Below are 26,822 nucleotides of genomic sequence, written 5' to 3' on the forward strand. Positions count from 1 at the left end.
GCTCACTGCTTTCTTTACAAAAATGACAGCGCTGACATTTAACTTTACGTTAAAATCTATTTCATTACCAGTTAGAATTTGAGCAAAATTATCACCAAAAAAGGGCCATTGCCCTTTTTTGCGATAAACTGAATACGAGGGTTTATTTCAACCCTGTGACACGGCTCGTATTTTTTTCTCCGGCTCGCGTTCTCAACAATACCTTACTTTCATCTGAGATACTCATCTGATCAGTATAAGGCTGCCAAGATTCGCCATTGTCTAAGCTCACTTCAATTGCAAGATAAGGGAAAGCACTATTCGCTTCAAGTTTACCCAACACCACCTTGGCACCAGGAACCGGAAGGTTTGGCTTAATGCCATCGTTTTGTAACTTTGCAATTTCTTTTAAAGACAAGGCTGCGGCAAAGGTTGAGAAGTCCTTATTTAACTCTTTTTGGTTAATACGACGCCCTTCCCAATCCGCTTTATGCCAAGCGCGCTCCGCAAGCGAAAGCAAACGAGGGAAAATCAATCGTAACACTTGGTCTTCCGAGCGAATGGTCTCACTCCATATTTGCCCTTGCATACCAAGGATATTTTGCGGTCTTTTAAGCGCAGGTAACTCTCGACCAACTAAGGCTTCTAGGTTCACGATAGGCTCACGGTTTCGCGTGAAGTCCGCATTCGCATAAATATTATCTGGCATATACGAAAATGCTTTTTTCGTATCTGTGTAACGAGTTGCCCAATAATAGCCGCGCTCTTCAGGGTGCGCTTCGTAAGGGTGATCAAAGTACAAATGTGTACCGTGAGACAAAATAACTTGGTAATTGTTGTTTGCAAAGCGGTGGGCCCTGTCTGCAACCCCCCACTCCCAAATGTTATCCCAAGTATTTACCAAAAACTGTGGATTTGGAAATTCATCACGTTTAAAGGTCGTCGTGGTGTTATACATTAAACCATCTTCCCAAGCGGCTGGGGTGATCCCACGCTTAGCAAGCAATTTTGCTACTTTTTGAGTAAAGTATGGTTTTAAATCATTGGGTCCAGCCACTCCGTTGTCGGCGACCGCAAATAGATCATTACATGCTGGTGATTCAGTCCATGAGCCCTTTCCAACCTCATCGCCACCAAAATGGACTGTCGTTAGCATAGTGCCAGCATCGCGATACATTTCCTGCAGCTCATATACCACTTTCTCCATAAAGGCATAGCTTGAGTCCAAGCAAACATTAATAGAGTTATCTGTGTATAGCTGCACGGTTAGATACTTTGAAGTGTCATCAATATCGTTGAGAAGATAGGCTTTGGCCTCTTGCGCTTTACCTGCTTCCATCAATTTGTGATAACGCGCTTCCATCGACTTAATCGCAGCACGAGCATGCCCTGGGCTTTCGATTTCTGGAATGATCTCGATATGACGCGCAGTGGCAAATTTAAGTAATTCGACAAAGTCCTCGCGAGAGAGGTAACCATTTCCACTTCCCGTTTTGAAAGGACCTGTGCCCAACTGAGTCAGTAAGCACTCACGCTCTTGTAAATCAAAGCAGCGAAATGCGCCGACTTCTGTTAACTCAGGGAACCCGGGGATCTCCAAGCGCCAACCTTCATCATCAGAAAAGTGCCAATGGAACTTATTTAACTTATAACGCGCCATCTGTTCAATTAATTTAAATAACGCATCTTTACCATGATAGTTACGGGCATTGTCGTAATGCATGCCACGCCAGCTAAAGCGCGGAGAGTCTTTGATCTCTACGTGAGACAAGGTAATTTCATTGTTACTATCGGCTGGAAATAGCGCTAGCAAACTTTGAATACCGTAAAACACACCGGCGTTATCAATACCCGTGATTTCAATCACATCATCGTCAATATCTAATGTATATGATCCGGCTTGGTTGTAGTCATAATCGCGTCCTAGGCTTTTCGCTACCTTAAGACGGATCGTCGGGATATTCCCTTCAGGCACGTGATTAGCTTCAGCTTTTAAATCCAGTCCATACTCTGATAAGTCTTCTTGAAACACGGCGACTTCTGACTTCAAACGTCCGGCAAAGCGGATCTGCCAGTTTTTGTTAAGAGTGATTTCGCCACGACTAAAGTCGATGTGCTCAGGCTTTGGAATGATACGTCTTAGCGCATCTTCTTTTGAGACGGAAATATTGCTTTGATTACGTTCAAAACGCAGCGCTGCGTTCGCTATCTGCGTGTAATCGGTAGGTGTATTGTATCTTTTCAGCTGGTTCTCACGCTCAAATGGCGCAACGAATTGCGTCATATCTTCTGTATCAGTATTTGTAAAAATGACCGGTTTATTTTTACCTGACACAATAAAGGCACGCGGCATAAAATCGCTGTATGCAGCAACCCAAGCCGAACCATCAAAAGCTAACTTGAGCTTTTCACCCGCTTTTAAACCAGCAAACGAATCGGTAGGGGTGATACGATGAAGGTCGCCATTAATATGCTCAAAGCGCAGACCTTCAGCTGTTTCCGTTGAGATATGACGAACTGAGTGCAAATAGATTTGCCAATCGCTTTGTCCTTTTGGTAGATCAACTTTTGAATTGTTAGTCAGTGTAATAGCACCGCTAAAGCCCCCAGCACCATTACTGAAGTTATTTTCTACCGCAAATTCAAAATGCGTGTCACTTGCAAATTGCGCTAACTGCTGCTGCGTAAATGATGCGTGTGTATAGAACGAGCACCCAGCAATTATCGCCCCAAGCAAAGTCGTTTTTATTCTCATCTTTTGCTCCCAGTCTTCATGTTCAATTCAAAATGAACATCATTTAATCACTTATTGTTCCTAAACATCATATAAAAGTTAAAATGACAGCGCTATCATTATTTTTTCATATCCTTGTGTTAGACAAAATGAAGCTACTCTGATTTGGCTGTAAATACCATCAAATAGCGATGAACTTGACCTTGGAAATAGCGAGTGCTTGTAGAAAGTGCGGAATTGAGTATGATATTTTGTAGGAAGTTCAGAGAGTTGTAATTGGATGTCGTAAAAAGCGGCGGATTTACTGCTGGAACGCAATAAAACCGCCACGAATTCAAAATGTGAAATTACCAGATTTTCACTCTGTCTTCTGGTTTAAGATACATCTTATCGCCTTCTTTCACATCAAATGCCTTATAGAACTCTGGCATATTCGGCAGCACACCAATCACTCGATAATGGCTTGGTGAATGCGGATCTGTCATTAGGCGATTACGCAGCTCTTCATCGCGGTATTTGCGACGCCAAATTTGTGACCAGCCCATAAAAAAGCGCTGCTCTCCAGTGTAACCGTCAATAACCGGCGCTTTTTGATCGCCTAGTGAAATTTGGTACGCTTTATAAGCGACAGTTAGTCCGCCTAAATCACCAATATTTTCACCCAGTGTCAGTTGACCATTAACACCAGCGTCTTCAAATGGTTTAAAACCATTAAACTGCTCAACCAGCTTTTGGCTACGCGCTTCGAATTGTGAAAGGTCAGACTCACTCCACCAATTACGTAGGTTACCATCACCATCGTACTTAGCACCTTGGTCGTCAAAGCCGTGACCTAACTCGTGACCGATAACCGCGCCGATTGCGCCGTAGTTTACTGCATCATCCGCTTCTAAGTTAAAGAATGGTGGCTGTAAAATCGCAGCAGGGAATACAATCTCGTTATTCACTGGGTTATAGTATGCGTTCACCGTTTGTGGTGTCATCAACCACTCGCTACGGTCCACAGGCTTACCTAATTTATCGATCATTTCCTGATTAGCAAATTGGCTATAGCGTACATAGTTACCAACAAGATCGTCAGGGCTTATCTCAAGTGCTGAGTAATCTTTCCATTTGTCAGGATAACCAATCTTCGGCGTAAACTTATTGAGCTTGTCTTTTGCTGCTACTTTTGTTTCAGCACTCATCCACTCTAGACCATCAATTGCCTGATCAAACCCTTTAATAAGGTTAGCAACCAACTCTTCCATACGCGCTTTCGCTTCTGGTGGGAAATAAGACTTTACGTAAATCTTGCCTAACATTTCACCCAGTACAGAATTACTTGCATCTACCGCTTTTTTCCACGTTGGTGCTTGTTCCTCTACACCCGTCAATGTTTTACCAAAGAACCCAAATTTAAGGTCAACTACATCTTTACTTAGTAGCTCTGCGTAGTCATTGGTGAAGTGGAACGTTAAGTAGTCTTGCCATGTCTCCAACTTTGAATCAGCAATGATTTTTGATAGCCCTTCAAAGAAACTAGGTTGGCTTACAATAAGTGAATCTGCTTTGATACCAAGCGCAGTTAGAAATGCTGACGTATCAAAGTCTGGCATTAATTGATTAAACGCATCATTGCTTAGCTTGTTATAGGTTTTAGTCGCGTCGCGGCTTTCAACACGTGTCCATTGCGCCTCGGCAATTTGCTTCTCTAACGCTACAATATTCAGTGCAGCTTGGCCTGGATTTTTATGACCAGCCTTTGCCAACAACTGTTCAATGTAAAGCTGATACTGCTCACGGATCTTACTGAATTTTTCGTCATCTTTCAGATAGTAATCGCGATCAGGTAAACCAAGCCCTGACTGGAACATATAAAGTGCATTTTCGCTTGAATTCTTGGCATCATTATTAACGTACCAACCAAACGGTGTACTTGCGCCCGTTAAACGCATTTTAGCAAAGATAGCTGGTAACTCCGACTTACTCTTCAAGTCTTGAATTTCTTTCAGATAAGGCTTAACTGGGTTTAAACCCAACTCATTTCTCGCCCCTTCATCCATATAACTTTGATAAAACGCACCCAGCTTCTGCTCATCGCTGCCTGCTTTTGCAGATGCGCTGTTTGCAGCATCTTCAAGCACTTTGCGCAGTGCTTTTTGCGACTCATCATAGAGCTGCGAGAAAGAGCCATAATTTGACTTATCTGCAGGGATTTTAGTTTTTTCTAACCAGTGACCATTCACATGAAAATAGAAGTCATCTTGTGGGCGCACTGATTTATCAATATTTTCTAATTCGATACCAGAATTCAAAACTGCCTTTTGTGCTTCGGCTTGTTCCACTGGTTTTTGTTGTTGTGTTTGCGGTTGTTCACTACAACCAATCAATCCCAATGCAAGTGCAACACTTGCAGCGGTCAGTGATAATTTCTTCATTTTATTCCCCTGATAGAGTTTCGCTTGTAAACGCCGAATTCCATTCATCTAGATAAAATAATGCTTAAATTACTTATCCAAACCTCAGGTTAAATAATCAAGCAGGTCAATTGCATATAGATGAATGTAATATAGACATAACCTTTATGGCTTGAAAAGAATTCCTTCTAACTGTGTTTCCTATCAAACCTCAGAGTAACGAGAATCGTTGGCTGATGTTTATTTACACGTAAGCGGTCATTCACTAGTCTACCTATGCACATAGTGAATGACTATGACTCTGAGTGCTGAATTTAGTAACAAAGTTTGTCACTAACTTTGGCGCGCTTGCAATAATTCCACAATTGCTTTGTTGGCCTCAGGAAACGCGAGTTCATGCAACTGCTCAACTGCAACCCATTTAGAAGGCTGCCCTTCTGCACCATGAGCTTCACCGGAAAAATCCTCAACATGATGAATGTATAAGCATACGGCCTTATCAGCATAGTCATGCTCAATACGCATTAGCTCAGATGAGTTATAGATCTCAATGCCAACTTCTTCTTGCAGCTCACGTTTCAATGCCGAAAAGACATCTTCACCCGCTTCCATTTTCCCGCCTGGGAACTCCCAAAGCCCACCTTGGTGTTGATCTTCACCTCTTAAACATACAAAGATTTGCTGCGCCTTTTCAATAACACCAACAGCGACTTCAACACGTTTTTTTTGCATCATTTACTCCATAAAAAAAGCGACTTAGCGTCGCTTTTTATACCAATTTAGATTTAGGGGCTGTTATTTTAGTTTGCCACAACACTGCTTAAACTTCTTACCTGATTGGCAAGGGCATGGCTCATTGCGACCAACTTTAGGCTCTGTGCGCTCAGCAACAACCGCACCCTCAGGCGTTTCGCCGCCCACGCGCTCAACTTCTTCGTGTTGATATTCACGCGGTGCTTGCTCACTCTTACGATGTTGTTCTTCAACCTTCTCAACATCTTCCTCAGCACGAACCTGAACTTTACTTAGTACGCCAACAACGTCAATCTTCAAGTTTTCAAGCATTTGTGAGAATAACTCAAACGACTCACGCTTATATTCTTGCTTCGGATTCTTCTGCGCATAACCACGTAGATGAATACCTTGGCGAAGATGATCCATTGCCGCTAAGTGATCTTTCCAATGCTGATCTAGGCTTTGTAACATAACCGCTTTTTCGAAGTGACGTAGCACATCTGGGCCTACCATCTCTTCTTTTTGCTTGTACGCTTTATCCACGTCCTCTACGATACGATCGCGTAGCATTTCTTCATATAGCTTGCTGTCTTCTTCAAGCCATTTAGCGATCGGAAGCTCAACATGGAAGTCATTTTTCAAGCGTTCTTCAAGTGCTGGGATGTCCCACATTTCCGCCAGACTTTGCGGTGGAATATACTGATCAATAGTCGCATTCAATACATCTTCACGAATAGCCGTGATCGTCTCTGAGATGTCGCCTTCTTCAAGTAGTTCGTTACGCTGTTCGTAAACCACTTTACGTTGATCGTTCGCAACGTCATCGTATTCAAGTAATTGTTTACGAATATCAAAGTTACGCGCTTCTACTTTACGCTGTGCGTTTTCAATCGCACGGTTAACCCATGGGTGCTCAATGGCTTCACCACGTTGCATACCTAGCTTACGCATCATGTTAGTCATACGCTCACCAGCAAAGATACGCATCAATGCGTCATCCATCGATAGGTAGAAGCGGCTTGAACCTGCATCACCTTGGCGACCTGCACGTCCACGCAACTGGTTGTCGATACGGCGCGACTCGTGACGCTCAGTACCAATAATATGTAAACCACCAGAAGCTAGTACTGCATCATGACGCGCTTTCCAAGCGGCTTTAATTTCTGCTACTTGCTCTTCTGACGGATTTTCTAATTTTTCAACATCCGACTGCCAGCTGCCACCCAGTACGATATCCGTACCACGACCAGCCATATTCGTCGCAATCGTTACTTTGCCCGGTAGACCCGCATCCGCGATGATATCCGCTTCTTGCGCGTGGAATTTAGCATTCAGTACGTTATGCTCAATTTTTTCTTTGCGAAGGAAGTGAGAAAGATACTCTGAACTTTCGATAGATACCGTACCCACCAACACAGGCTGACCACGTTCTTGGCAAGAACGAATGTCTTCAAGAATGGCTTCAAATTTCTCTTCTTGCGTCAAATATACAAGATCCGCACGGTCATCACGCACCATAGGTTTGTTGGTTGGGATAACTACCGTATCTAGGCCATAGATTGACTGAAATTCGAACGCTTCAGTGTCCGCTGTACCTGTCATACCTGCAAGCTTGTTATATAAACGGAAGTAATTCTGGAATGTGATTGAAGCCAAGGTTTGGTTTTCGTTCTGAATACGAACCCCTTCTTTCGCTTCAACGGCTTGGTGAAGACCCTCAGACCAACGACGTCCTTCCATCGTACGACCAGTGTGCTCATCAACGATGATAACTTCGTTATCTTTTACAACGTAATCAACGTCTTTTTGATATAGCTTGTGAGCACGAAGTGCTGCGTAAACATGGCTAAGTAGTGAAATATTACCTGCTGAGTAAAGCGAGTCGCCCTCTTCAATCAAACCACGTTCAGTTAGTAATTCCTCAACCTTGATTTGACCACGCTCGGTAAGGTGAACTTGTTTACCTTTTTCATCAATGGTGAAATCGCCATCGCCTTCCACACCTTCTTCGTCTTCTTTTTCTTGCTGTACGAGATCAGGCACAATTTTATTGATTTCGGCATAAAGCTCAGAGCTATCTTCAGCAGGACCTGAAATGATAAGTGGTGTACGCGCTTCATCGATTAGGATTGAATCCACTTCATCCACAACCGCATAGTTAAGTGGACGTTGTACACGTTCTTCAACACTAAACGCCATGTTATCGCGCAAGTAATCAAAGCCGAACTCGTTATTGGTGCCGTAAGTGATATCCGCAGCATAGGCTTGCTTTTTCTGCTGTGGCATCATGCCTGGTACGTTACAACCTACAGTAAGGCCTAGGAATTCAAAGAGTGGACGGTTGGTCTCAGCATCACGCTTAGCTAAGTAGTCGTTGACGGTAATAACGTGAACACCCTTGCCTGAAACCGCATTTAAATACGCAGGCAATGTTGCTGTTAGTGTTTTACCTTCACCCGTTCTCATTTCTGAAATACGACCTTGGTGAAGCACCATACCACCAATCATTTGCACATCGAAATGACGCATTCCAAATACGCGCTTAGATGCTTCACGCACCGTAGCGAACGCCTCTGGTAATAAATCATCTAGCGTTGAACCTTGCTCGATACGCTGTTTAAATTCAGCCGTTTTTGCTTTCAGTTCCTCATCGCTTAATTTGCCGTATTGTTCTTCTAACGCATTGATTAAAGCGACTGTTTTTCTTAGGTTTTTGATGGTGCGATCATTACGACTACCAAAAATTTTGGTAAAAATATTTGCTAACATGTTTAAACCGTTTCACTCTGTGTATTGGCTGACCCATCTCTCTAAGCCAATGTTGTTAAGGTTGGGTCGCGCTTGTCCTGTTGGCGACAAAAGCCTTCCTAAATTACGGTTTTCATTTTGCCAATTTAGGAGTGAGCATTTTGTATCTTGCCGAGTTAAAATTATGCCCTATCATACCAGACTCTTTGTTTCTGCAAACCTTATTGGGTAAATAATACCAAGTTCAATTGCAAGAAATCTTTACTGTTGGGCGTAAGCGTACCGTTGCAAGTGATAAAGTTTAGTTAGCATCTAACTCGACTCATTTATTCGAGTACAGAGCTAAGCGCTTTCGACAACAAATGTTGGTACTTTTGGATTTCTCAAAAATTTGTCTCTGATATACTTAGAAGACTGAGAAACCACCAGTACGGAGTAATTTAACTCCGTATTATCCCGATATGGCGGTTATTTTTTATTTTTCAACCTATGGGAAGTAAGTCATTGGCTAAAAATCGCTACAATCCAAAACCGCTTGATGAAGTGATGGGTGGGTGGTCAGATAAGCTCAATCAATATGGCCAAAAAAGTGCCCAAGCGGCACAGTTACAGAGCTGTTTGGAAGACACTCTAGGCCCTATCCTGAGTAAGAAATGCCGTGTCGCTCACTACAAAGAGGGGACACTGACGATAGAAGCGGCTTCAGCAACGCTTGCTACTCGGTTAAACTTTTTGAAAATGGATATTCTCAGTGCATTTAGAAAAGTTGGATTACATGACTGTGCATTGGTTAAAATTACCACCAATCCAGAAACCCAACAGCGTCTTACCAACAAGGTGGAGTCCCAATCTTCGACCTATCAAACCAATCGAAGTATGAGCCAAGCCACTGGCGAGCATTTGCTAGCGCTAGCGCAATCCGCTCCACCGTCGCTTAAGGCGAAACTAGAAAGACTCGCTAAACACGCAAACACTACGCAAAAAAAATGACGCCTTAGCGTCATTTTTTCTCAAACTGTATTAGCCTAAGAGGCTTATGCTGTTGCGGTATTGATACCCGCTTCCATTCCTGGCGCTGGCATACTGACTGGCTCTTCGAATGTTGCCCACTCCCATGCTGACTCAGTTGCCATGATTTCACGAAGCAACATATTGTTTAGGCCGTGGCCTGATTTATAGCATGAGATCTTACCTAAAATGTTGTGACCTGCCATAAACATATCACCCACACAGTCTAAGATCTTGTGTTTAACAAACTCATCTGCATAGCGCAGGCCATCTGGATTTAATACTTTAAACTGGTCTAAAACAACCGCATTATCCATGCTGCCACCTAAGGCTAGGTTGTTTGCATGCATGTATTCGATATCACGCATAAAACCAAAAGTACGAGCTCGACTGATCTCTTCAGTAAAGCTTTGAGCAGTAATGTCTAATCCAATACGTTGGCGGCTAGCATTGATCGCTGGGTGATTAAAGTCGATTTCAAAGTCGATGTGGAAACCATCGTAAGGCTCAATTTCAGCCCACTTGTCGCCATCTTCAACACGCACTTTTTCTTTGATACGAATAAAGCGCTTGGCAGCGTTTTGCTCTTCAATACCGCCTTTTTGAATTAAGTAGATGAATGGCAATGCACTGCCATCCATAATAGGCACTTCAGCGCTGTCTAGCTCTACGATTAGATTATCAATCCCAAGCGCAGCTACCGCGGCAATCAAATGCTCGGTAGTAGACAAGCGAACGCCGTCTTTGTTTGTTAAACACGTACACAGTTGCGTGTCGCCCACAGCTTCTGGGGTTGTTTCAAAATCAACAACAGGGTCTAGATCAACGCGGCGAAATACAACACCTGTATTCACACCAGCTGGTCGGAGAGTGATCGTGACCTTTTCACCTTTGTGTAAACCTACACCTGTGGCTTTAACGACTTGTGCAATCGTACGTTGTTTAATCATATATTCGCCCACTTAAATTCTAGATAGGCGGCGGAGTATAACATAGTTCCACCAAACTGCCAATCTTTGTTTATTTTTTATACCAACTTTAGTCTGACTGCTTACGTAAAAAAGCCGGAATATCGAAGTAGTCACCTTTTTCTTTACTGTCATTGCCTTTCGCGCTTGTTGAACTAGAAGCTTGTTGTGGCTTCTGCTCTTGCACTTGTGGTGCAGGCGCTTCAGCTGGCTGCTCAGGCTCTGCCGCAGACGTTTGTGGTTGCGTAAAGCTTGGCACATACATGCTCGTTTGTGAGCTAGTTTGTGTTCCACCTACCGCATCTGAGCCTGAGGCTTGTCTAAAGCCATTGTCTACAATACCAAATTGCGGACGACGGTCACCACCTAAGCCGGTGGCAACCACGGTCACTCTTAGCTCTTCGCTCATTTCAGGATCAATAACAGCACCCACTACCACAGTCGCATTCTCTGACGCTAACGCTTTAACATGGTTACCAACGACCTCAAACTCTTCGATAGTAATGTCCATGCCCGCGGTGATATTAACCAAAATACCTTTCGCGCCAGTTAGGTCAACATCTTCTAAAAGCGGGCTAGAAATCGCGGCTTCCGCAGCTTCTTGTGCACGATCAGGACCTGTTGCCGAAGCAGTCCCCATCATTGCAGTACCCATTGCTGACATCACGGTTCTAACATCCGCAAAGTCAACGTTGATTAGACCTGAACGTGTGATCAACTCTGCAATACCTTGTACCGCACCATAAAGTACGTCATTTGCTTTTGCGAAGGCATCTAGCAGTGTAGTCCCTTTACCTAGAACTTTAAGCAATTTGTTGTTTGGAATTGTAATAAGTGAATCTACAATTTCTGACAACTCAGCAATACCTTGCTCAGCCGCAGCCATGCGCTTTTTACCTTCAAGATCGAAAGGACGCGTTACTACAGCCACAGTCAAAATACCAAGTTCTTTTGCTGCGCGTGCAACAACAGGTGCGGCACCGGTACCTGTACCGCCGCCCATACCGGCTGCGATAAATACCATGTCTGCACCTTCAAGGCTGCTCTTGATGGTTTCTAGATCTTCTTCTGCTGCGCTGCGGCCCACTTCTGGGTTTGCGCCAGCTCCAAGACCTGAGGTAATCTGAGTCCCCAGCTGTACGGTAATATCCGCAGACGAACGACGTAACGCTTGTGCGTCAGTATTCGCAACGATAAAACGTACACCTTCAATTTCTTGGTTTACCATGTGTTCTACGGCGTTACCGCCGCCGCCACCGACACCGATGACTTTAATGACAGCTTCTTCGCTGTGCTGTTCCATAATATCAAACATCTTCACTCTCCGACTTGAGTATTAAAACTCGCCTTGGAACCATTTTGTAACACGGTTCCACCAACTCCCCTCTGCATCTACTTTCGACTTCTGTGCATTCATCGATTGTAGTGAACGGCCGTATTGTAACAAACCTACCGCCGTTGCATATGCAGGGTCATCCACATAATCTGTTAACCCCTTAATGCCAATTGGTTTCCCTATTCTTACTGGCATTTGGAATATATCTTCTGCGACTTCTTGTGCACCTTGCATCTTGGCACTACCGCCTGTGATAACAAGACCTGCCGCAATTTGATCTTCAAAACCTGAGCGACGTAATTCTTCTTGCGCAAGCTCAAACAGTTCTCTAAATCTTGGTTCTACCACTTCAGACAAAGTATGACGAGACATTACCCGAGCAGGACGTCCACCAACACTTGGTACTTCGATGGTTTCTTCACTTGATGCCATTTGGCTCGACGCGAAGGCATATTGTACTTTCAGAGACTCGGCATGCGAAATAGGTGTTCTAAATATTTTTGCTATATCGCCAGTGACCTGATTGCCCGCAACTGGGATCACGGCAGTATGACGCAGCGCACCATTCACATAAATCGCAATATCCATAGTGCCACCACCGATATCTAATACCGCAACACCAAGCTCTTTTTCGTCTTCAGTCAACACCGAGTAACATGACGCCAAGGCGTTAAACGTTAATTGATCTACTTGTAAACCACAGCGTTCAACACACTTTTCAATATTCTTTGCCATGTCATTCGAACACGTAATGATATGTGCTTTTGCTTCCATCCTTACGCCACTCATACCTAGAGGGTTTTTGATCCCCTCTTGCATGTCGATGCTATATTCTTGCGGCAATGAGTGCAGCATTTTGCGTTCGGCAGACATAGGTACAGAACGTGCAATGTGAATAACATTGGCAATATCATCGTCTGTGACTTCCGCATTATTTATTGCTACCACGCCACTTTCGTTTTGACACTGAATATGTTTGCCTGAGATCCCCAAATAAACCGAGCTTATTCTGCAATCAGCCATTAGCTCTGCTTCATCTACAGCGCGTTTAATAGACTCAGAAACGAGGTCTAAATCGTTTACCCCGCCCTTATCCATGCCGTGAGACTCTTGGCGTCCGACACCGACAATACTAAGTTGATTGTCCACAGTGATCTCCCCAACTGTGGCGACGACCTTTGATGTGCCAACATCTAATCCAATCACTAAGTTTCTTTCTGCCGACTTTGTCATGCTTCACTCTTGTTATTTTGTTGTTCTTGCTGCTCAGTAGGTTCTTTCCAACTCACTGCCAGTCCCGTGTCGTAGCGTAAATCAATGACATCGATTACTTTACCTTCAGGGCGTTCCATACGTGGATACACGTCGATAAAACGTTGTACTCGTTTGGCTTTATCTTCACGCCCTAAATTTAAGCGGATCCCATTGTCCAGCCATAGCTGCCAAGCAAATCGTTCTGAAAGCGCTAAACTTTCCAACGTAAACTGATTTACCGCCAACAAGGCTTTAAACTGCTTAAATGTTTGCCATGCTTCTTCAGCACTCCCTTCAGGGCCGTATAATTCAGGCAGCCCTGGCGGCAATTTGTTACTACGCGCTTGGAATACTTCGCCATCATCATTGAGTAATGAATCGCTATTCCAATGCGCAACCGGCTTATGTTCCACTACATAGACTTGCAGCGTATCCGGCCATTGTTTTCTGACTGATACTGTCGCAATCCAAGGTAAAGACTTTACCGCCTTGTGGACTGCTTTAACATCAAGCTCAAAAAAACTATTTAAATCTGCGGTTTTAATTGCCGCTACAATGTCATCTTCATTGGTATAATGCGGTTTACCGAGCACTTTGAGTGTTTTTATTTGCGCATCATGATGTGCAACTAACCAATCACTTACCCAGTATGTTCCTCTTACCAATGTAAAAATCACCACAAAGAAGAAGCTAAGTCCCCAAAAAAGGGGCCAGTTCACTCTAGAACTGATCAGCTTCAACCCTGCCAAAAATGCTCGCATATTAAAGCGTTTGCTCCAAAATGCGAACAACTAATTGCTCAAAACTTACACCCGTTGCTTTTGCTGCCATCGGCACCAACGACTTTTCGGTCATACCAGGTACGGTATTTACCTCGAGTAGATAGAAATGACCTTGCTCATCTTGCATGGCGTCAACACGTCCCCAACCAGTGGCACCAACCAATTCAAAAGCGTGCTTTGCCATCACTTGTAATTGCTCAGTGTGTGCAGCGCTAATATCCGCCGGACAATAATACTCTGTACTGTTAACTTGATATTTCGCTTCATAATCGTAAAAACCACGAGGCGTACGCATTTCAATAACAGGCAATGCCTCTTTACCGAGCATAGACACGGTAAACTCGCGTCCAGTGATCCATTGTTCAACGAGCACTTGATCGTCAAACTTGAAGGCATTATTTAATGCCGCAGTCAGGGTTTCTTCGCTGTCTGCCTGAGCCATACCTATGCTTGAGCCTTCGTGACTTGGCTTTACCATGACTTTGCCAAACTCAGCGATTAGCGCCTTAGCATCAAAACCCGTCTCTTTGCTTACAACAGCATAAGGTGCCGTACTTAACTTGGCAGACTGAAAAAGATGCTTACAGCGGACTTTATCCATTGCAAGCGCACTACCAAGTACACCGCTTCCTGTATATGGTATCCCCATAAACTCAAGCGCACCTTGAATAGTGCCATCTTCACCGCCACGGCCATGCAGTGCAATGAATACGCGATCCACACCTAGGTCTTTCAGTTGCCATAAATTACGTTCTGCTGGATCAAAAGCAATCGCATCAACACCTTGATTGACGAAGGCATTTAACACTGCATTACCGGATTTTAGCGACACCTCTCGCTCTGCTGAACTACCGCCAAGTAATACGGCTACTTTTCCAAACTGACTACTCATAATTCACTCTGTTTTAACTGCGCTATCGATAGCCCGGTTGCGGCTAACTGCTTTACGATCTGACCTATATTGCCAGCCCCTTGCGTCAACACTAAATCACCATCTTCCATGGTGCTTGCCAACACTTTCGCCAATTCACCATGGTCACTGATATGGATCGGCTCAACGCCACGTTGACGGAGACTACGGCACAAACTTTTACTATCCGCACCAACGATGGGCGCTTCACCGGCACTATATACATCTAACAGCAGTAGTTTATCAACATCGCAAAGCACTTTTACGAAATCTTCATATAAATCGCGTGTTCGACTATAGCGATGTGGCTGATAAATCATAACCAAACGTTTATCAGGCCAACCAGACTTAGCTGCTTTTATCGTCATCGCAACCTCAGATGGGTGGTGACCATAATCATCAACCAACATCACCTCTCCCACTTCATTATTGAATGAGCCGTAATGCTGGAAGCGACGTCCCACACCTTCAAAATTGGCTAACGCCTGATAAATCGCTTCGTTTTCAATATTGTGATCTTTTGCAACCGCAATAGATGCCAGGGCGTTCAATGCATTGTGCTTACCTGGCATATTTAGCTTCACTTCAAGTAGCTCACCGTCTTTGGTTCTGACTTTAAAGTGTGATTCACTTTGTGTTTGCTTGAAGTCCAGTAACTGATAATCCGCGTCGTTAGCCTCACCATACGTGATTGTTGGCCTTGCAAAGCGTGGTAATAATTCTCTCACGACTGGCGAATCGATACACACCACCGCCAGACCATAAAATGGTAAGTTATGGATAAACTCGATGTAGGTGTCTTTCATTTTTTCGAAGTCACCATCGTAAGTATCCATGTGGTCTTCTTCGATATTTGTTACCACCGACACCATCGGCTGCAAATGCAAAAACGATGCATCACTCTCGTCCGCTTCTGCGATAAGGTATTCACTGCTGCCGACTTTGGCATTACTGCCAGCACTATTGAGCAAACCACCAATAATAAAGGTTGGATCCAGCTCAGCCCGCGCAAAAATACTCGCAATCAGGCTCGTCGTTGTGGTCTTACCATGTGTTCCTGCCACCGCAATCCCGTGACGAAAGCGCATCAACTCAGCGAGCATTTCGGCGCGACGAACGATTGGCGTACGGTTTGCCTTCGCCGCTTGGATCTCTGGGTTTTGGTCATTGATTGCACTCGATACCACAACCACATCGGCCATTTTTACATTTTCAGCTTGGTGGCCGATAAAGATCTCGGCGCCCATATTTGTTAGTCGCTCTGTCATCGTACTTTTGGCGATATCTGAGCCTGTAATTCGGTAACCTTCAAAGGCCAGCACTTCTGCAATCCCACCCATACCAGCACCACCAATTCCGATAAAGTGGATGGTGTTGATACGTCGCATTGCTCTTCTGCTTGAAGCTTCCATTTAATATCCTAGTTCGATAATTCTGTACAAATTTGGGCAACTTTCGCTGTTGCCTCCGACTTGCCGCATTGTCTCGCTTTTGCTGCCATGGTCGCAATTTTTTGCGGCTCAATAACAAGTGGCTGCAGTGTAGTTGCTAGCGTTTCTGGCGTCAGTGCTGTTTGCTGCAATATAAAAGCAGCCCCAGCAGACACTAAAAATTGCGCGTTAGCCGTCTGGTGATCGTCAACTGCATGTGGGAAAGGCACAAAAATCGCCGTTTTCCCAGCTGCGGCTATCTCACTCACGGTCAACGCACCTGCGCGGCAAATAACCAGATCAGCCCAAGCGTATGCGGCGTCCATATCATGAATGAACTCGCTGACCTCAGCATTAATGCCCGCACTTTCATATCGTTGTTGTGTATCGTCTTGGTTATGCTTACCGCTTTGATGACGAATACTTAATCCGATACTGGCTACCTGTTGCTGAAGTAACTTGAGTCCTTCTGGTACGGTTTCATTCAGTGCCTTTGCTCCCAATGAACCACCGACAATTAATAGATTTAACGGCACTGAAACGGGTTTATCGCTAATCTCAGCAACGCTTGCACGTACCGGATTCCCCACAACCTGAGCGAGCTTTTCACTGAATGCGCCGGGAAAACCCGCTAATACGCGACTTGCAATTTTCGCCAGCAACTTATTGCTCATACCCGCAACCGCGTTTTGCTCATGGATCACCAAAGGGATCCCAAGCAGCTTCGCAGCAACACCTACAGGACCTGTTACATAACCACCCATAGCTAACACCACATCAGGTTTACGTTGTTGTAAAATACGCTTAGCTGCAAGTACCGCTTTTAAAACCATAAATGGTGCGGTTAGTAATCGTTTGACCCCATTACCTCGGACACCTTTCATGGCAATAAAATCAATTTCAAAACCGTAACGCGGCACCACATCGGCTTCCATTCTGTCCGCAGTGCCAACCCAGCTCACTTGCCAAGCCTGCGCTTGTAAAAATTGTGCCACTGCAATACCTGGAAAAATATGTCCACCTGTACCGCCCGCGACCACTAGAAGACGTTTAGTCATCGTCTACCTCCACGGGATGTTGCCTGTCTTGTCGACATTTTTGTCTCAAAGTCTATGCGCTGTAAAATACCTGCCGCAATTGTCATCACCCAAAGACTCGACCCACCGTAAGAAACAAATGGCAGTGTTAAGCCTTTAGTAGGTAAAATGCCGGCGCTCGCACCAATATTAACGACTGCCTGAAAGGCAAACCAAATACCAATGCCCAAGGCAAAATACCCTTCGTATTCTTTGCCTGCTTTAAGGGCCTTTTGCCCGATAAAAAGCGCACGAGTAACCAATACACCGAGTACAATAATAATGCTAAATACACCGATAAAGCCCAGCTCTTCGGCAATTACTGCAAAAATAAAGTCATTATGTGCTTCCGGCAAATACTGTAGCTTTTGTATGCTATTACCCAAACCTTGACCAAACCAGCCACCTTGGCCGTATGCCATTAGGGATTGTACCAATTGATAACCAGCGCCAAATGGATCTTCCCAAGGGTTTAAAAAGCCCACGACACGCTTCATACGATATGGCTCTATGATGATAAGCACTACAACCAAAGAGACACCGGTAAGCATTAAGGTAAAAAACTGCCAAAGCCTTGCACCGGCTAAAAACAATAGGCCAACGGTCGTCACAAACATAACCACCACAGTACCTAAATCTGGCTGCATCAAAATTAAGAACGCATACACCGCAAACACAATCATTGGCTTGGCAAAGCCTTTGATGTTTTCTTGTACTTCATCGCGTTTACGTACCAAGTAGCCGGCAATATAGCTGAAGAAAAATAGCTTAGATGCCTCCGCTACTTGCAATCCAAAAGGACCAAGCGGGATCCAGCGCCTTGCACCATTTACTTCGCGACCAATAATGAGTACCGCCACTAACAGTACCAAACCAAAAAGCAGCAAATATGGATTACTGCGTTTCCACCAAGTCATTGGCACACTCGTCGCAAACCAAAAGAGAATAAACGAGCCCACTAAAAAGATGACGTGGCGAATAGTAAAGTGAAAAGGATTATCAAATAGTCGCTCGGCAACTGGCATAGAAGCGCTTGTCACCATCACAAATCCCACTCCAATAAGCATGAGCATGCAGTACATCAACGGTACGTCAAATAAGCTCTCGGACTGGCGAGGCGTTAGCGCCTCTTTGATATCAGCGACATTAATCAAGCATGCTCCCCCACTAAACGGACGAACTCATCCCCACGCGCCATATAGTTTGGATACATATCTATGCTGGCACAGGCTGGTGCTAATAAAACAATATCACCATTGGTCGCTATCGTTTTTGCCGCCAACACTGCTTCTTCCAGATTGTTGACCTGATGGCTATTGCGCAGCAGTGGCATAAACTGTGCTCCATCTTGCCCGAAACAAAATAGCGCTTTGCAATGCGTAGTGAGTGGCGTCTTGAGTGGTGAAAGGTCTGCCCCTTTCGCATCACCACCCACGATCAAAATAATATTTTTGCGACCTGAAGCTAAAGAATCAATAGCGGCAACCGTCGAACCAACATTCGTTGCCTTTGAATCGTTGAAGTAACGAACCCCTGCAACATCGGCAACCAACTGACAACGATGAGGTAACCCCGTGAAACTCGCAAACGCGCTGGCAAATGCCTGCATAGGTAATTGCATCGGCGCTAATAACGCTAATACCGCCAAGGCGTTAAATTGATTATGTCGCCCCACCATCGCCAACGTTTTTACCGCTAGCAGTGGTGTTTGTTTGTGTGCGAAATGCGGCTCACCGTCAAAGGTCATTAAGTGATAGTCCCCCTCAGTGAGGGATACACTGCTGCCTTGCCCATGCTGCGCAAAGGTATAATGATCTTCAGCATTAAAGACAATATGCTCAACATGCTGGTAAATACGTTGCTTCGCTTCAATATAAGCTTGAAAATCAGGATAGCGATCCATGTGATCTTCAGTAATATTGAGGATCATTGCCGACAAACAAGCCAAGCTATGCGTGGTTTCAAGCTGAAAACTAGACAGCTCAAGTACATAAACATCATGCGGCTGCTCTAACAACGACAGCACAGACGTGCCAATATTGCCGCCAAGCCCAACTTTTAAGCCAGCGGCTTTCAATACTTCTGTCGCGAGCGTAACAACGGTGGACTTACCGTTAGAGCCTGTAACGGCAATCACTGGACGGGTATTGAGGCGTGCAAATAGCTCGATATCGCCGATGACTTCAACGCCTTCAGCAATGGCTGCGGCAACGCTCTGTTCAAATAACGGGATCCCTGGGCTAATGATAATCAGATCCGTTTGCGCCAAAGCGGCATCAGCAAGATTGCCAAATACCGCTTCACATTCAGGTGCGTTGTGACTTAGCCAGTCCGAGCCCGGAGGCACTGGACGACTATCAACCACTTTTGGATTAATACCGTGCGACAGCAGAAAACGCACAATCCCCTGTCCTGTGACTCCAAGTCCCAGTACTGTGACATGCTTTTTCTGTAATTGCTCAATATACGTCATTATCTAATCTTCAACGTCGCAAGGCCGGCCAAAACCAAGATAATCGAGATGATCCAAAAACGGACTATCACGCGCGGCTCTGGCCATCCTTTTAATTCGTAATGATGGTGAATAGGGGCCATTCTAAAGATCCGCTGACCTCTGAGTTTGTAAGACCCTACCTGTAAAATCACGGATAATGCCTCCATCACAAATACACCGCCCATAATGATAAGCACTAACTCTTGGCGTACCAAAATAGCGATGATCCCGAGTGCACCACCTAACGCCAATGAACCCACATCGCCCATAAAAACTTGTGCCGGATAGGTGTTAAACCATAAGAAACCAAGACCAGCGCCAACAATCGCCGTACATACCACAACCAGTTCACTTGTGAGTGGTAAATGAGGAATATGAAGGTAGCTTGAGAAATTCGCATTACCCGTAACGTAAGCAATAATAGCGAGTGCTGAGGCAACCAAAATGGTCGGAACAATGGCAAGACCATCCAAGCCATCTGTTAGATTAACTGCGTTTGACGTACCCACAATCACAAAGTAGCTCATGACCAAATAGAACAAACCAAGTTGTGGTAACACATCTTTCAAAAATGGTACGACTAGCGTGGTTTCCGCAGCGCTGGTGGACGTAAAGTACAAAAATGCAGCCGTAGATATCGCAATAACCGACTGCCAAAAGTACTTCCAACGTGCAATTAGGCCTTTGCTGTCTTTTCTGATCACCTTGCGGTAATCATCCACGAACCCAACAATACCTAAGCTGCCAATGACAAATAACGTCACCCATACATATTTGTTGCTAAGATCGCCCCACAGTAGCGTACTGGTAAAGATCGCAGCCAGAATTAACAGACCACCCATGGTTGGCGTACCCGACTTGGATAAATGCGACTCTGGGCCATCATCACGTACAGTCTGACCAATCTGCATACGCTGTAATGCAGCGATGAGTTTAGGACCAAAATACAACGAAATCATTAACGCCGTTAAAATGCCTAAAATCGCCCTCAGGGTAAGGTAAGAAAATACGTTAAACCCAGAATAATATTGGGTAAGATACTCGGCTAGCCAAACTAACATGATACTTCTCCTGTCTCGCTATCCGACTGGCCAGCGTTTACTAATTCTTCAACGAGCAGTTCCATCCGCGCACTACGTGATCCTTTAACGATAACGGTGCATTGCCCTGATTGCTCGGCCAATACAACCCGTAACGCCTTCATTAAATTCTCGCGAGTCGAGAAATGACGATTTGGCTTTTCAAATACATTGCTAGCGCTACTACTCAGCACCCCCAATGAAAACAATTCATCAATGCCTTGTTGCTTAGCATACTCGCCGACTTCACGGTGATATTCGCGAGCATCTTCACCCAGTTCTGCCATATCACCCAACGCCAATACTTTATAGCCAGACATAGACGCCAATAAATCAATCGCCGCGTTGACAGACTTCACGTTTGCATTGTAGGTGTCATCGACCACACGCAGCGTGTCCGAGACTTGGATCATGTTGACACGGCCCTTTACTTCAGCCATTTGTTCAAGACCCGTTGCCACCTCACTTAAGCTTGCGCCCAGTTCAGTTGTCAATGCTGCCGCAATCAGCGCATTGCCAACGTTGTGCTGGCCACTAAGCGGTAAGCTAATGGTGGTACGCTCTTCACCCTGGCATAGCGTGAAGGTGGGGCGAGCTAACTCATCCAACTCAATTGCTTCCACCCAAATATCAAGCTGAGCATTTAAGCTATAACGTTTCACTTTAGAAACAGCTAAGCTTTCCTGCCACATCTGAGCATAATCACTATCCGCATTGATGACTGCGACACCGTCAGCTTTGAGGCCTGAGAAAATCTCACCTTTCGCTTTTCCTACGCCATCAATGGAACCAAACCCTTCGATGTGGGCTGGTGCGACATTACACACTGTCGCCACATCTGGGCTCACTAATGCTGTGGTATAAGCAATTTCACCCAAGTGGTTAGCGCCGAGCTCTATCACCGCGTATTCATCATCTTCACTTAAGCGCAATAGCGTCAACGGTACCCCGATGTCGTTATTAAAATTACCTTTAGTAGCAAGGACTTTGCCTTTTTGCGCCAAAATCGCTGCACACATTTCTTTCACTGTGGTTTTACCGACACTGCCAGTAATTGCAATGGTTTTAGGGGCAACGGTTTCAATTACTGCTCGACCAATTTGGCCTAAAGCAATGCGCGTATCTTCAACAACAAACTGTGGTAAATCGATATCTTCATCGTGCTCAGAAACAATAGCTGCAATAGCACCTTGCGCTTTGGCCACATCCAAAAAGCGGTGGCCGTCAAAGTTAGGCCCTTTAAGTGCTAAGAACACCTCACCAGACTGTATTGTTCTGGTATCAGTATTAATATTGGCGACTGCCAAATTCTCCCCGTCGTAAGGGGTTTTTAAGACTGCTGCAAGCCAAGAAAAATCCATCTTGATCATGCCTTTTCCCCTCGTAAAATCGCTGCAACGCATTGCCTATCACAAAAATCAATGCGCTCAGTACCTATAATTTGATAATCCTCGTGCCCTTTCCCCGCTATTAGCACCACACTGTTTTCATCAGCTAGGTCTATCGCGTGTTGAATGGCTAGCCCTCTATCAGGCTGGCAGACAGCATACTCAGGGTGGATGAGTCCTGCCTTAACGTCATCAATGATTAAATTAGGATCTTCACTTCGTGGATTATCGCTGGTGATCACCAGTTTATCTGCATATTTCTCCGCAGCTCGCGCCATTTCAGGACGCTTACCTTTATCTCTATCACCACCGCAACCAAACACACAGATAAGATTACCCGGTACATGTGCTCGCAAGGCTTGTAGTGCAAGTGCCAAAGCGTCTGGGGTATGGGCATAATCAACAATACACGTAGGCTTTTCAGGGGCACTAAATGGCTGCATGCGGCCTGCAACTGGCGCGAGCTGGCTGCAAGCTTCGCTTAATGCATCAAGACTTGCACCTTGCAATAGTAAAGTCGCAATCGCAGCAGCTAAATTATAAAGATTAAACTCACCATACAGTGGCACATTGACTTCACATTCACCCCAGCTGGTTTTTAATGTCGCTGTTAAACCGTTTGGGTGTGCCGACACGGCATCAAAGAATACGTATTGTTGGTAGCTATGCGCTTCACTCCAGCGACCGTAAACAACCACGGTGTCGTCATTGAATTCAGCAGCCCAACTAGCCCCCACTTCATCGTCAATATTGATGACTTTGTGAGTTGGCGCACAGCGAGTAAATAGTAGTTTCTTGGCTTCTGCATAGCTTTGCATATCACCGTGATAATCTAAGTGATCGCGCGTCAAATTGGTGAAAACAGCCACATCAAAGTCGCACTCATCAACTCGACCTTGCACCAAGCCATGGGAAGAGACCTCCATCGCGACTTGATCATATTGTTGCTGTAAAAACGCCAAAATACGTTGTAAATCTACGTTTGACGGCGTGGTGTTTGCCAGCGGAATAAGACTGTCTGGTTGACCATAACCAAGCGTACCTATCACAACCCCTGCACTACCGGTTAGGCTAGCTAAATTGGCAATCATTGCTGTCGTGGTAGATTTACCATTGGTGCCAGTAACGCCTGTGAGTTTGAGCTTTTTACTCGGGTATGCATAAAACTGCGCTGCAATTGCCGCCAACTTATCAGCAAGATTATCGATAAAAATCGCTTGCTCTGGGGCAATATTAAGCTCGCTTCCCGTTTCTGCAAGCACACATTTAGCGCCTTGCGCAACGGCACTAGCGGCATATTTAGCACCATCTTGGGCATGACCTTGCAGTGCAACAAAACAATCACCCGGCTCAATCGCTCGACTATCTATGCGTAGGTGCTCAACCTCAACAGCGGCAATATTGACACCATAATCACTGAGTACCTGAGCCAGATCACGCATCGTTATCTGCTCCCGAAATATAAGCTACACGCTCTTTATCAGGTGCTACGTTTAGAATTCTCAGTGCATTAGACATAATTTCAGCAAAAGCAGGCCCTGCGGTTTGACCGCCATAGTAAACATCTCCCGCCGGTTCATTAACCATCACCACAACCGCAAGCCTTGGGTCACTTACCGGTGCAACGCCCGCAAAGTAACCAACGTACTCATCACCATAACCACCCGCCACGGCTTTTTCTGAAGTACCTGTTTTACCAGCGGCACGGTATCCATCAACTTTTACGTTGTGGGCTGTACCACCACGTTCAAATACTGACTCCATCATCTCTACCACGGCATGTGTATCTTGCTCGCTAAAAATACGCTTACCTTCAGGAATTTCATCTTGCTTCACAATAGTGAGTGGTCGCAAGATACCACCGGCTCCAAACATGGCGTAAAGTCTCGCCATTTGTGCGGTACTTACTGATACCGCATAACCATAGGATAGTGTTGCGATTTCAAAGTTAGACCAACGGCGGTTTGGATAAAATAAACCTGCGCTTTCACCAATCATGTTTGAGCCCGTTGGCTCACCAAAGCCCACTTCTTGGTATAAATTGATAAAGTATTCCTTTGGTAACATTTGCGAGATCTTCGCAACCCCCATGTTACTGGAGATTTTAAGGATCTCTCTTAAGCTCAGCTCACCATTGTTGCGAGTGTCTTTCACCAAGCCACCGCTTAAGTTCATCCAGCCCGGATAAGTATCTATCGTGTCTGTTGCCTTAACTGCACCATAATTTAAACCAGCCAATACCGCTAAAGGCTTTAAGGTTGAACCGGGTTCAAATAGGTCAGTCATAGCACGATTACGACGTTTATAAGGTGCAGCAGTACTTAGGTCGTTAGGATTAAAGCTTGGGCTATTCACCAAAGCTAAAATCTCGCCAGTGTGTACATCAACAACTATCGCCGAACCAGAGGTAGCTTTATAGCTCAGTACCGCCGACTTTAACGCGCGGTAGGCAATGGCTTGGATCCGTAAATCAATACTCAGGTAAACATCTTCTGGCTCGACACGCTGTTCTTCTGAAAGTACTTGTACTTCACGACCTTGCGCATCTTTTCGAATGGTGCGTTTACCAGCCGTACCGGTTAATGCAGAGTCGAACATACGCTCGACGCCTTCAATACCTTTGCCATCAATATCGGTTACACCAATCATGTGCGCTGTTACTTCGCCGCTTGGGTAAAAACGTTTGGACTCGTCAAGCAAGTGCACGCCCGGCAGGCGCATTTGACGAATATAGTTGGCAACAACCGCCGTCACTTGACGCTTCAAATAGACAAAACGACGGCTTGGGTCTCCCCTAAGCCGTTCATCGACATTTTCTGGTTTGAGTCTGAGTACATCTGCAAGCTCTTTCCACCTGAGCTCATCATCGTACCAAGCTTGTTTCCGTATTTTCAGCTCAGCATCGTTTTGCTCCAACGCTTTATAATCTTCACCTTCTTTACGGGCTTTGCGTAACACTTTTTTGGCAAGTGCCTTATCAATGGCAAGGGGATCTGCATAAACGCTCACAACCGGCACACTCACTGCCAGCTCTTTGCCATTGCGGTCGAAGATCATGCCTCGTTGAACATTGAGTTTCTCAACCCGTACGGTGCGCTTATCGTTTTCTTCAATGGCCTTATCAGGCTCAATTACTTGCAAAAATGCAGCGCGTGCAACAAGCGTCATAAAAACGGTGAGCATTACGCCGCAAACTAGAGCAAAGCGCCAGGTGATAATAGATTGAGTTTTTTGCTTTTGTTTATTCATGGCAGCACAATCACCTGTTCATCTTTACTGGTTGGGCGTTTCATCTCTAACTGCATCTTGGCTATCTCTTCAATCCTTGCATGCTGGGAGTAAAACTCTTCTTCCACAACGAGATATCGCCATTGTAGGTCTAGCTCATCGCGCTGTTGCAATAACTCATCCTGCTGTATCAATTGCTGGCGAGTTAAATGGGTAATTTGCACTACTGCGAGTGCAGAAATCAAAATCGTAAGTAGCAAGAATGCCGTCAACTTATTAGCAATGATGTAATAGCCTATTTCTACAAATAGATTCGGTTGACGTTGCTTACTTGCATTCATTAGAGCTTCTCCGCCACTCTTAATACTGAGCTTCGCGAGCGTGGATTTTGTGCAATCTCTGCATCGCTAGGCTTAATGGCTTTACCCACTGCCTTTAAGGTGAGATTTTGTTTAAGTTGTTCATCCGTTAAAGGCAGACCTCTGGGTATCGCCTCTCCCTTACTCTGCTTCTTGATAAACTGCTTTACAATGCGATCTTCTAGAGAATGAAACGAGATCACCACTAACCGACCACCAGGTTTTAACACCTCAAGTGACGCTTGCAATGCAGTCTGAATTTCTTCTAACTCACTGTTAATATAAATACGAATAGCTTGGAAAGTACGAGTTGCAGGATGCTTGTGTTTGTCTTTGACAGGCACAGCTTCATCTATCAATTGAGCCAGTTGTGCAGTTGTTGTAATCTCGGTGTGCTCACGCACTTCAATGACTTTACGAGCAATACGAGTAGCAAACTTTTCTTCGCCATACTTTTTGATCACGAATACCATTTCTTCAAGTTCAGCTTCAGCTAGCCACTGTGCAGCGCTGCGACCTGAATCTGGATCCATTCGCATATCCAGCGGCCCGTCTTTCATAAAGCTAAAGCCACGGTCTGCATCATCAAGCTGAGGGGAAGACACACCAATGTCCAACAAGATGCCATCAACCTGTCCTAAGATACCGGCTTGTTCCGCGACAGATTTAATTTGCGAGAAGCGGCTTCGCGCTATAGAGAAACGCGCATCATCGGCAAACTTTTCAGCCGCCTTAATTGCTTGAGGATCTTGATCTATGGCTTGTAAACGCCCAGTCGACAATCTTTTGAGGATTTCACCTGAGTGCCCACCACGACCAAATGTCCCGTCGATATATATACCTTCAGGGTTAATTGCTAGGGCATCTAGGGTTTCGGCCATTAATACCGAAATATGCTTAAACTCTTCGCTCATT

Annotated in this window: 20 protein-coding genes; 1 reads left to right on the forward strand and 19 read right to left on the reverse strand. The window is 45.1% G+C overall.

Going from position 1 to position 26,822, the window contains the following annotated elements; all coding sequences use genetic code 11:
• Positions 1-142: 142 nt before the first annotated feature.
• The 4 genes from A587_RS0107930 to secA form a co-directional block, all read right to left on the reverse strand.
• Positions 143-2,734 (reverse strand): family 20 glycosylhydrolase, encoded by a 2,592-nt coding sequence (locus tag A587_RS0107930; protein WP_017217155.1) that lies wholly within the window; start codon positions 2,732-2,734, stop codon positions 143-145.
• A gap of 326 nt (positions 2,735-3,060) precedes the next feature.
• On the reverse strand, positions 3,061-5,133 hold the full coding sequence (locus tag A587_RS0107935) for a M13 family metallopeptidase (RefSeq protein ID WP_017217156.1): 2,073 nt from the start codon (positions 5,131-5,133) through the stop codon (positions 3,061-3,063).
• Between the two features lie 312 nt (positions 5,134-5,445).
• A complete protein-coding gene (gene mutT / locus A587_RS0107940) occupies positions 5,446-5,844 on the reverse strand; it encodes an 8-oxo-dGTP diphosphatase MutT (RefSeq protein WP_017217157.1) in 399 nt (132 codons plus the stop codon).
• Positions 5,845-5,907: 63 nt separating this feature from the next.
• Positions 5,908-8,616 carry a preprotein translocase subunit SecA gene (secA, locus tag A587_RS0107945; protein ID WP_017217158.1) on the reverse strand — a complete coding sequence of 903 codons (2,709 nt, stop codon included), beginning with the start codon at positions 8,614-8,616 and terminating at the stop codon, positions 5,908-5,910.
• A 468-nt stretch (positions 8,617-9,084) separates the two neighbouring features.
• On the opposite strand from secA, the gene A587_RS0107950 reads away from it, so the two are divergent.
• A complete protein-coding gene (locus A587_RS0107950; RefSeq protein WP_017217159.1) occupies positions 9,085-9,585 on the forward strand; it encodes a DUF721 domain-containing protein in 501 nt (166 codons plus the stop codon).
• A 44-nt stretch (positions 9,586-9,629) separates the two neighbouring features.
• Here A587_RS0107950 and lpxC read toward each other — a convergent pair whose 3' ends face one another.
• From lpxC to rsmH, 15 genes are all read right to left on the reverse strand, one after another.
• Positions 9,630-10,553 carry a UDP-3-O-acyl-N-acetylglucosamine deacetylase gene (lpxC, locus tag A587_RS0107955; RefSeq protein ID WP_010368639.1) on the reverse strand — a complete coding sequence of 308 codons (924 nt, stop codon included), beginning with the start codon at positions 10,551-10,553 and terminating at the stop codon, positions 9,630-9,632.
• A gap of 88 nt (positions 10,554-10,641) precedes the next feature.
• Positions 10,642-11,886 (reverse strand): cell division protein FtsZ, encoded by a 1,245-nt coding sequence (gene ftsZ, locus A587_RS0107960; RefSeq protein ID WP_017217160.1) that lies wholly within the window; start codon positions 11,884-11,886, stop codon positions 10,642-10,644.
• A gap of 21 nt (positions 11,887-11,907) precedes the next feature.
• On the reverse strand, positions 11,908-13,140 hold the full coding sequence (gene ftsA, locus A587_RS0107965; RefSeq protein WP_010605798.1) for a cell division protein FtsA: 1,233 nt from the start codon (positions 13,138-13,140) through the stop codon (positions 11,908-11,910).
• Entirely contained in the window at positions 13,137-13,922 is a 786-nt protein-coding gene (locus A587_RS0107970; protein ID WP_017217161.1) for a cell division protein FtsQ/DivIB, read from the reverse strand. Before A587_RS0107970 ends, ftsA begins: the two co-directional genes overlap by 4 nt.
• A 1-nt stretch (position 13,923) precedes the next feature.
• Entirely contained in the window at positions 13,924-14,835 is a 912-nt protein-coding gene (locus tag A587_RS0107975; RefSeq protein ID WP_017217162.1) for a D-alanine--D-alanine ligase, read from the reverse strand.
• The gene (murC, locus tag A587_RS0107980; protein ID WP_017217163.1) at positions 14,832-16,265 is read right to left on the reverse strand and encodes a UDP-N-acetylmuramate--L-alanine ligase; all 1,434 of its coding nucleotides are present in this window, start codon (positions 16,263-16,265) and stop codon (positions 14,832-14,834) included. The genes A587_RS0107975 and murC overlap by 4 nt, the downstream gene beginning before the upstream one ends.
• An 8-nt stretch (positions 16,266-16,273) precedes the next feature.
• Positions 16,274-17,341, reverse strand: coding sequence for an undecaprenyldiphospho-muramoylpentapeptide beta-N-acetylglucosaminyltransferase (gene murG, locus A587_RS0107985; protein WP_017217164.1), 1,068 nt, complete (start codon positions 17,339-17,341; stop codon positions 16,274-16,276).
• Positions 17,338-18,513, reverse strand: coding sequence for a cell division protein FtsW (gene ftsW, locus A587_RS0107990; protein ID WP_017217165.1), 1,176 nt, complete (start codon positions 18,511-18,513; stop codon positions 17,338-17,340). The genes murG and ftsW overlap by 4 nt, the downstream gene beginning before the upstream one ends.
• Complete coding sequence (murD, locus tag A587_RS0107995; protein WP_017217166.1) at positions 18,510-19,832, reverse strand: UDP-N-acetylmuramoyl-L-alanine--D-glutamate ligase; 1,323 nt, start codon at positions 19,830-19,832, stop codon at positions 18,510-18,512. Before murD ends, ftsW begins: the two co-directional genes overlap by 4 nt.
• Complete coding sequence (gene mraY, locus A587_RS0108000; RefSeq protein ID WP_010368649.1) at positions 19,832-20,914, reverse strand: phospho-N-acetylmuramoyl-pentapeptide-transferase; 1,083 nt, start codon at positions 20,912-20,914, stop codon at positions 19,832-19,834. The genes murD and mraY overlap by 1 nt, the downstream gene beginning before the upstream one ends.
• The gene (locus A587_RS0108005) at positions 20,908-22,302 is read right to left on the reverse strand and encodes a UDP-N-acetylmuramoyl-tripeptide--D-alanyl-D-alanine ligase (protein WP_017217167.1); all 1,395 of its coding nucleotides are present in this window, start codon (positions 22,300-22,302) and stop codon (positions 20,908-20,910) included. Before A587_RS0108005 ends, mraY begins: the two co-directional genes overlap by 7 nt.
• Positions 22,299-23,762, reverse strand: a complete 1,464-nt coding sequence (locus A587_RS0108010; protein WP_017217168.1) for a UDP-N-acetylmuramoyl-L-alanyl-D-glutamate--2,6-diaminopimelate ligase — start codon at positions 23,760-23,762, stop codon at positions 22,299-22,301. Before A587_RS0108010 ends, A587_RS0108005 begins: the two co-directional genes overlap by 4 nt.
• Complete coding sequence (locus A587_RS0108015) at positions 23,755-25,569, reverse strand: peptidoglycan glycosyltransferase FtsI (RefSeq protein WP_017217169.1); 1,815 nt, start codon at positions 25,567-25,569, stop codon at positions 23,755-23,757. Before A587_RS0108015 ends, A587_RS0108010 begins: the two co-directional genes overlap by 8 nt.
• A complete protein-coding gene (gene ftsL, locus A587_RS0108020; RefSeq protein WP_010368658.1) occupies positions 25,566-25,889 on the reverse strand; it encodes a cell division protein FtsL in 324 nt (107 codons plus the stop codon). Before ftsL ends, A587_RS0108015 begins: the two co-directional genes overlap by 4 nt.
• On the reverse strand, positions 25,889-26,821 hold the full coding sequence (gene rsmH / locus A587_RS0108025) for a 16S rRNA (cytosine(1402)-N(4))-methyltransferase RsmH (protein WP_017217170.1): 933 nt from the start codon (positions 26,819-26,821) through the stop codon (positions 25,889-25,891). Before rsmH ends, ftsL begins: the two co-directional genes overlap by 1 nt.
• Position 26,822 lies beyond the last annotated feature (1 nt).

Origin of the sequence: Pseudoalteromonas sp. NJ631, from assembly GCF_000276645.1 — a bacterium.
Taxonomy (GTDB): domain Bacteria; phylum Pseudomonadota; class Gammaproteobacteria; order Enterobacterales; family Alteromonadaceae; genus Pseudoalteromonas; species Pseudoalteromonas piscicida.

Excerpts from the sequence above, each read along its gene's own strand:
- A587_RS0107930 (WP_017217155.1), bottom strand. The coding sequence starts at position 2,734 with ATGAGAATAAAAACGACTTTGCTTGGGGCGATAATTGCTGGGTGCTCG.
- A587_RS0107935 (WP_017217156.1), bottom strand. The coding sequence starts at position 5,133 with ATGAAGAAATTATCACTGACCGCTGCAAGTGTTGCACTTGCATTGGGA.
- mutT (WP_017217157.1), bottom strand. The coding sequence starts at position 5,844 with ATGCAAAAAAAACGTGTTGAAGTCGCTGTTGGTGTTATTGAAAAGGCG.
- secA (WP_017217158.1), bottom strand. The coding sequence starts at position 8,616 with ATGTTAGCAAATATTTTTACCAAAATTTTTGGTAGTCGTAATGATCGC.
- A587_RS0107950 (WP_017217159.1), top strand. The coding sequence starts at position 9,085 with ATGGGAAGTAAGTCATTGGCTAAAAATCGCTACAATCCAAAACCGCTT.
- lpxC (WP_010368639.1), bottom strand. The coding sequence starts at position 10,553 with ATGATTAAACAACGTACGATTGCACAAGTCGTTAAAGCCACAGGTGTA.
- ftsZ (WP_017217160.1), bottom strand. The coding sequence starts at position 11,886 with ATGTTTGATATTATGGAACAGCACAGCGAAGAAGCTGTCATTAAAGTC.
- ftsA (WP_010605798.1), bottom strand. The coding sequence starts at position 13,140 with ATGACAAAGTCGGCAGAAAGAAACTTAGTGATTGGATTAGATGTTGGC.
- A587_RS0107970 (WP_017217161.1), bottom strand. The coding sequence starts at position 13,922 with ATGCGAGCATTTTTGGCAGGGTTGAAGCTGATCAGTTCTAGAGTGAAC.
- A587_RS0107975 (WP_017217162.1), bottom strand. The coding sequence starts at position 14,835 with ATGAGTAGTCAGTTTGGAAAAGTAGCCGTATTACTTGGCGGTAGTTCA.
- murC (WP_017217163.1), bottom strand. The coding sequence starts at position 16,265 with ATGGAAGCTTCAAGCAGAAGAGCAATGCGACGTATCAACACCATCCAC.
- murG (WP_017217164.1), bottom strand. The coding sequence starts at position 17,341 with ATGACTAAACGTCTTCTAGTGGTCGCGGGCGGTACAGGTGGACATATT.
- murD (WP_017217166.1), bottom strand. The coding sequence starts at position 19,832 with ATGACGTATATTGAGCAATTACAGAAAAAGCATGTCACAGTACTGGGA.
- mraY (WP_010368649.1), bottom strand. The coding sequence starts at position 20,914 with ATGTTAGTTTGGCTAGCCGAGTATCTTACCCAATATTATTCTGGGTTT.
- A587_RS0108005 (WP_017217167.1), bottom strand. The coding sequence starts at position 22,302 with ATGATCAAGATGGATTTTTCTTGGCTTGCAGCAGTCTTAAAAACCCCT.
- A587_RS0108010 (WP_017217168.1), bottom strand. The coding sequence starts at position 23,762 with ATGCGTGATCTGGCTCAGGTACTCAGTGATTATGGTGTCAATATTGCC.
- A587_RS0108015 (WP_017217169.1), bottom strand. The coding sequence starts at position 25,569 with ATGAATAAACAAAAGCAAAAAACTCAATCTATTATCACCTGGCGCTTT.
- ftsL (WP_010368658.1), bottom strand. The coding sequence starts at position 25,889 with ATGAATGCAAGTAAGCAACGTCAACCGAATCTATTTGTAGAAATAGGC.
- rsmH (WP_017217170.1), bottom strand. The coding sequence starts at position 26,821 with ATGAGCGAAGAGTTTAAGCATATTTCGGTATTAATGGCCGAAACCCTA.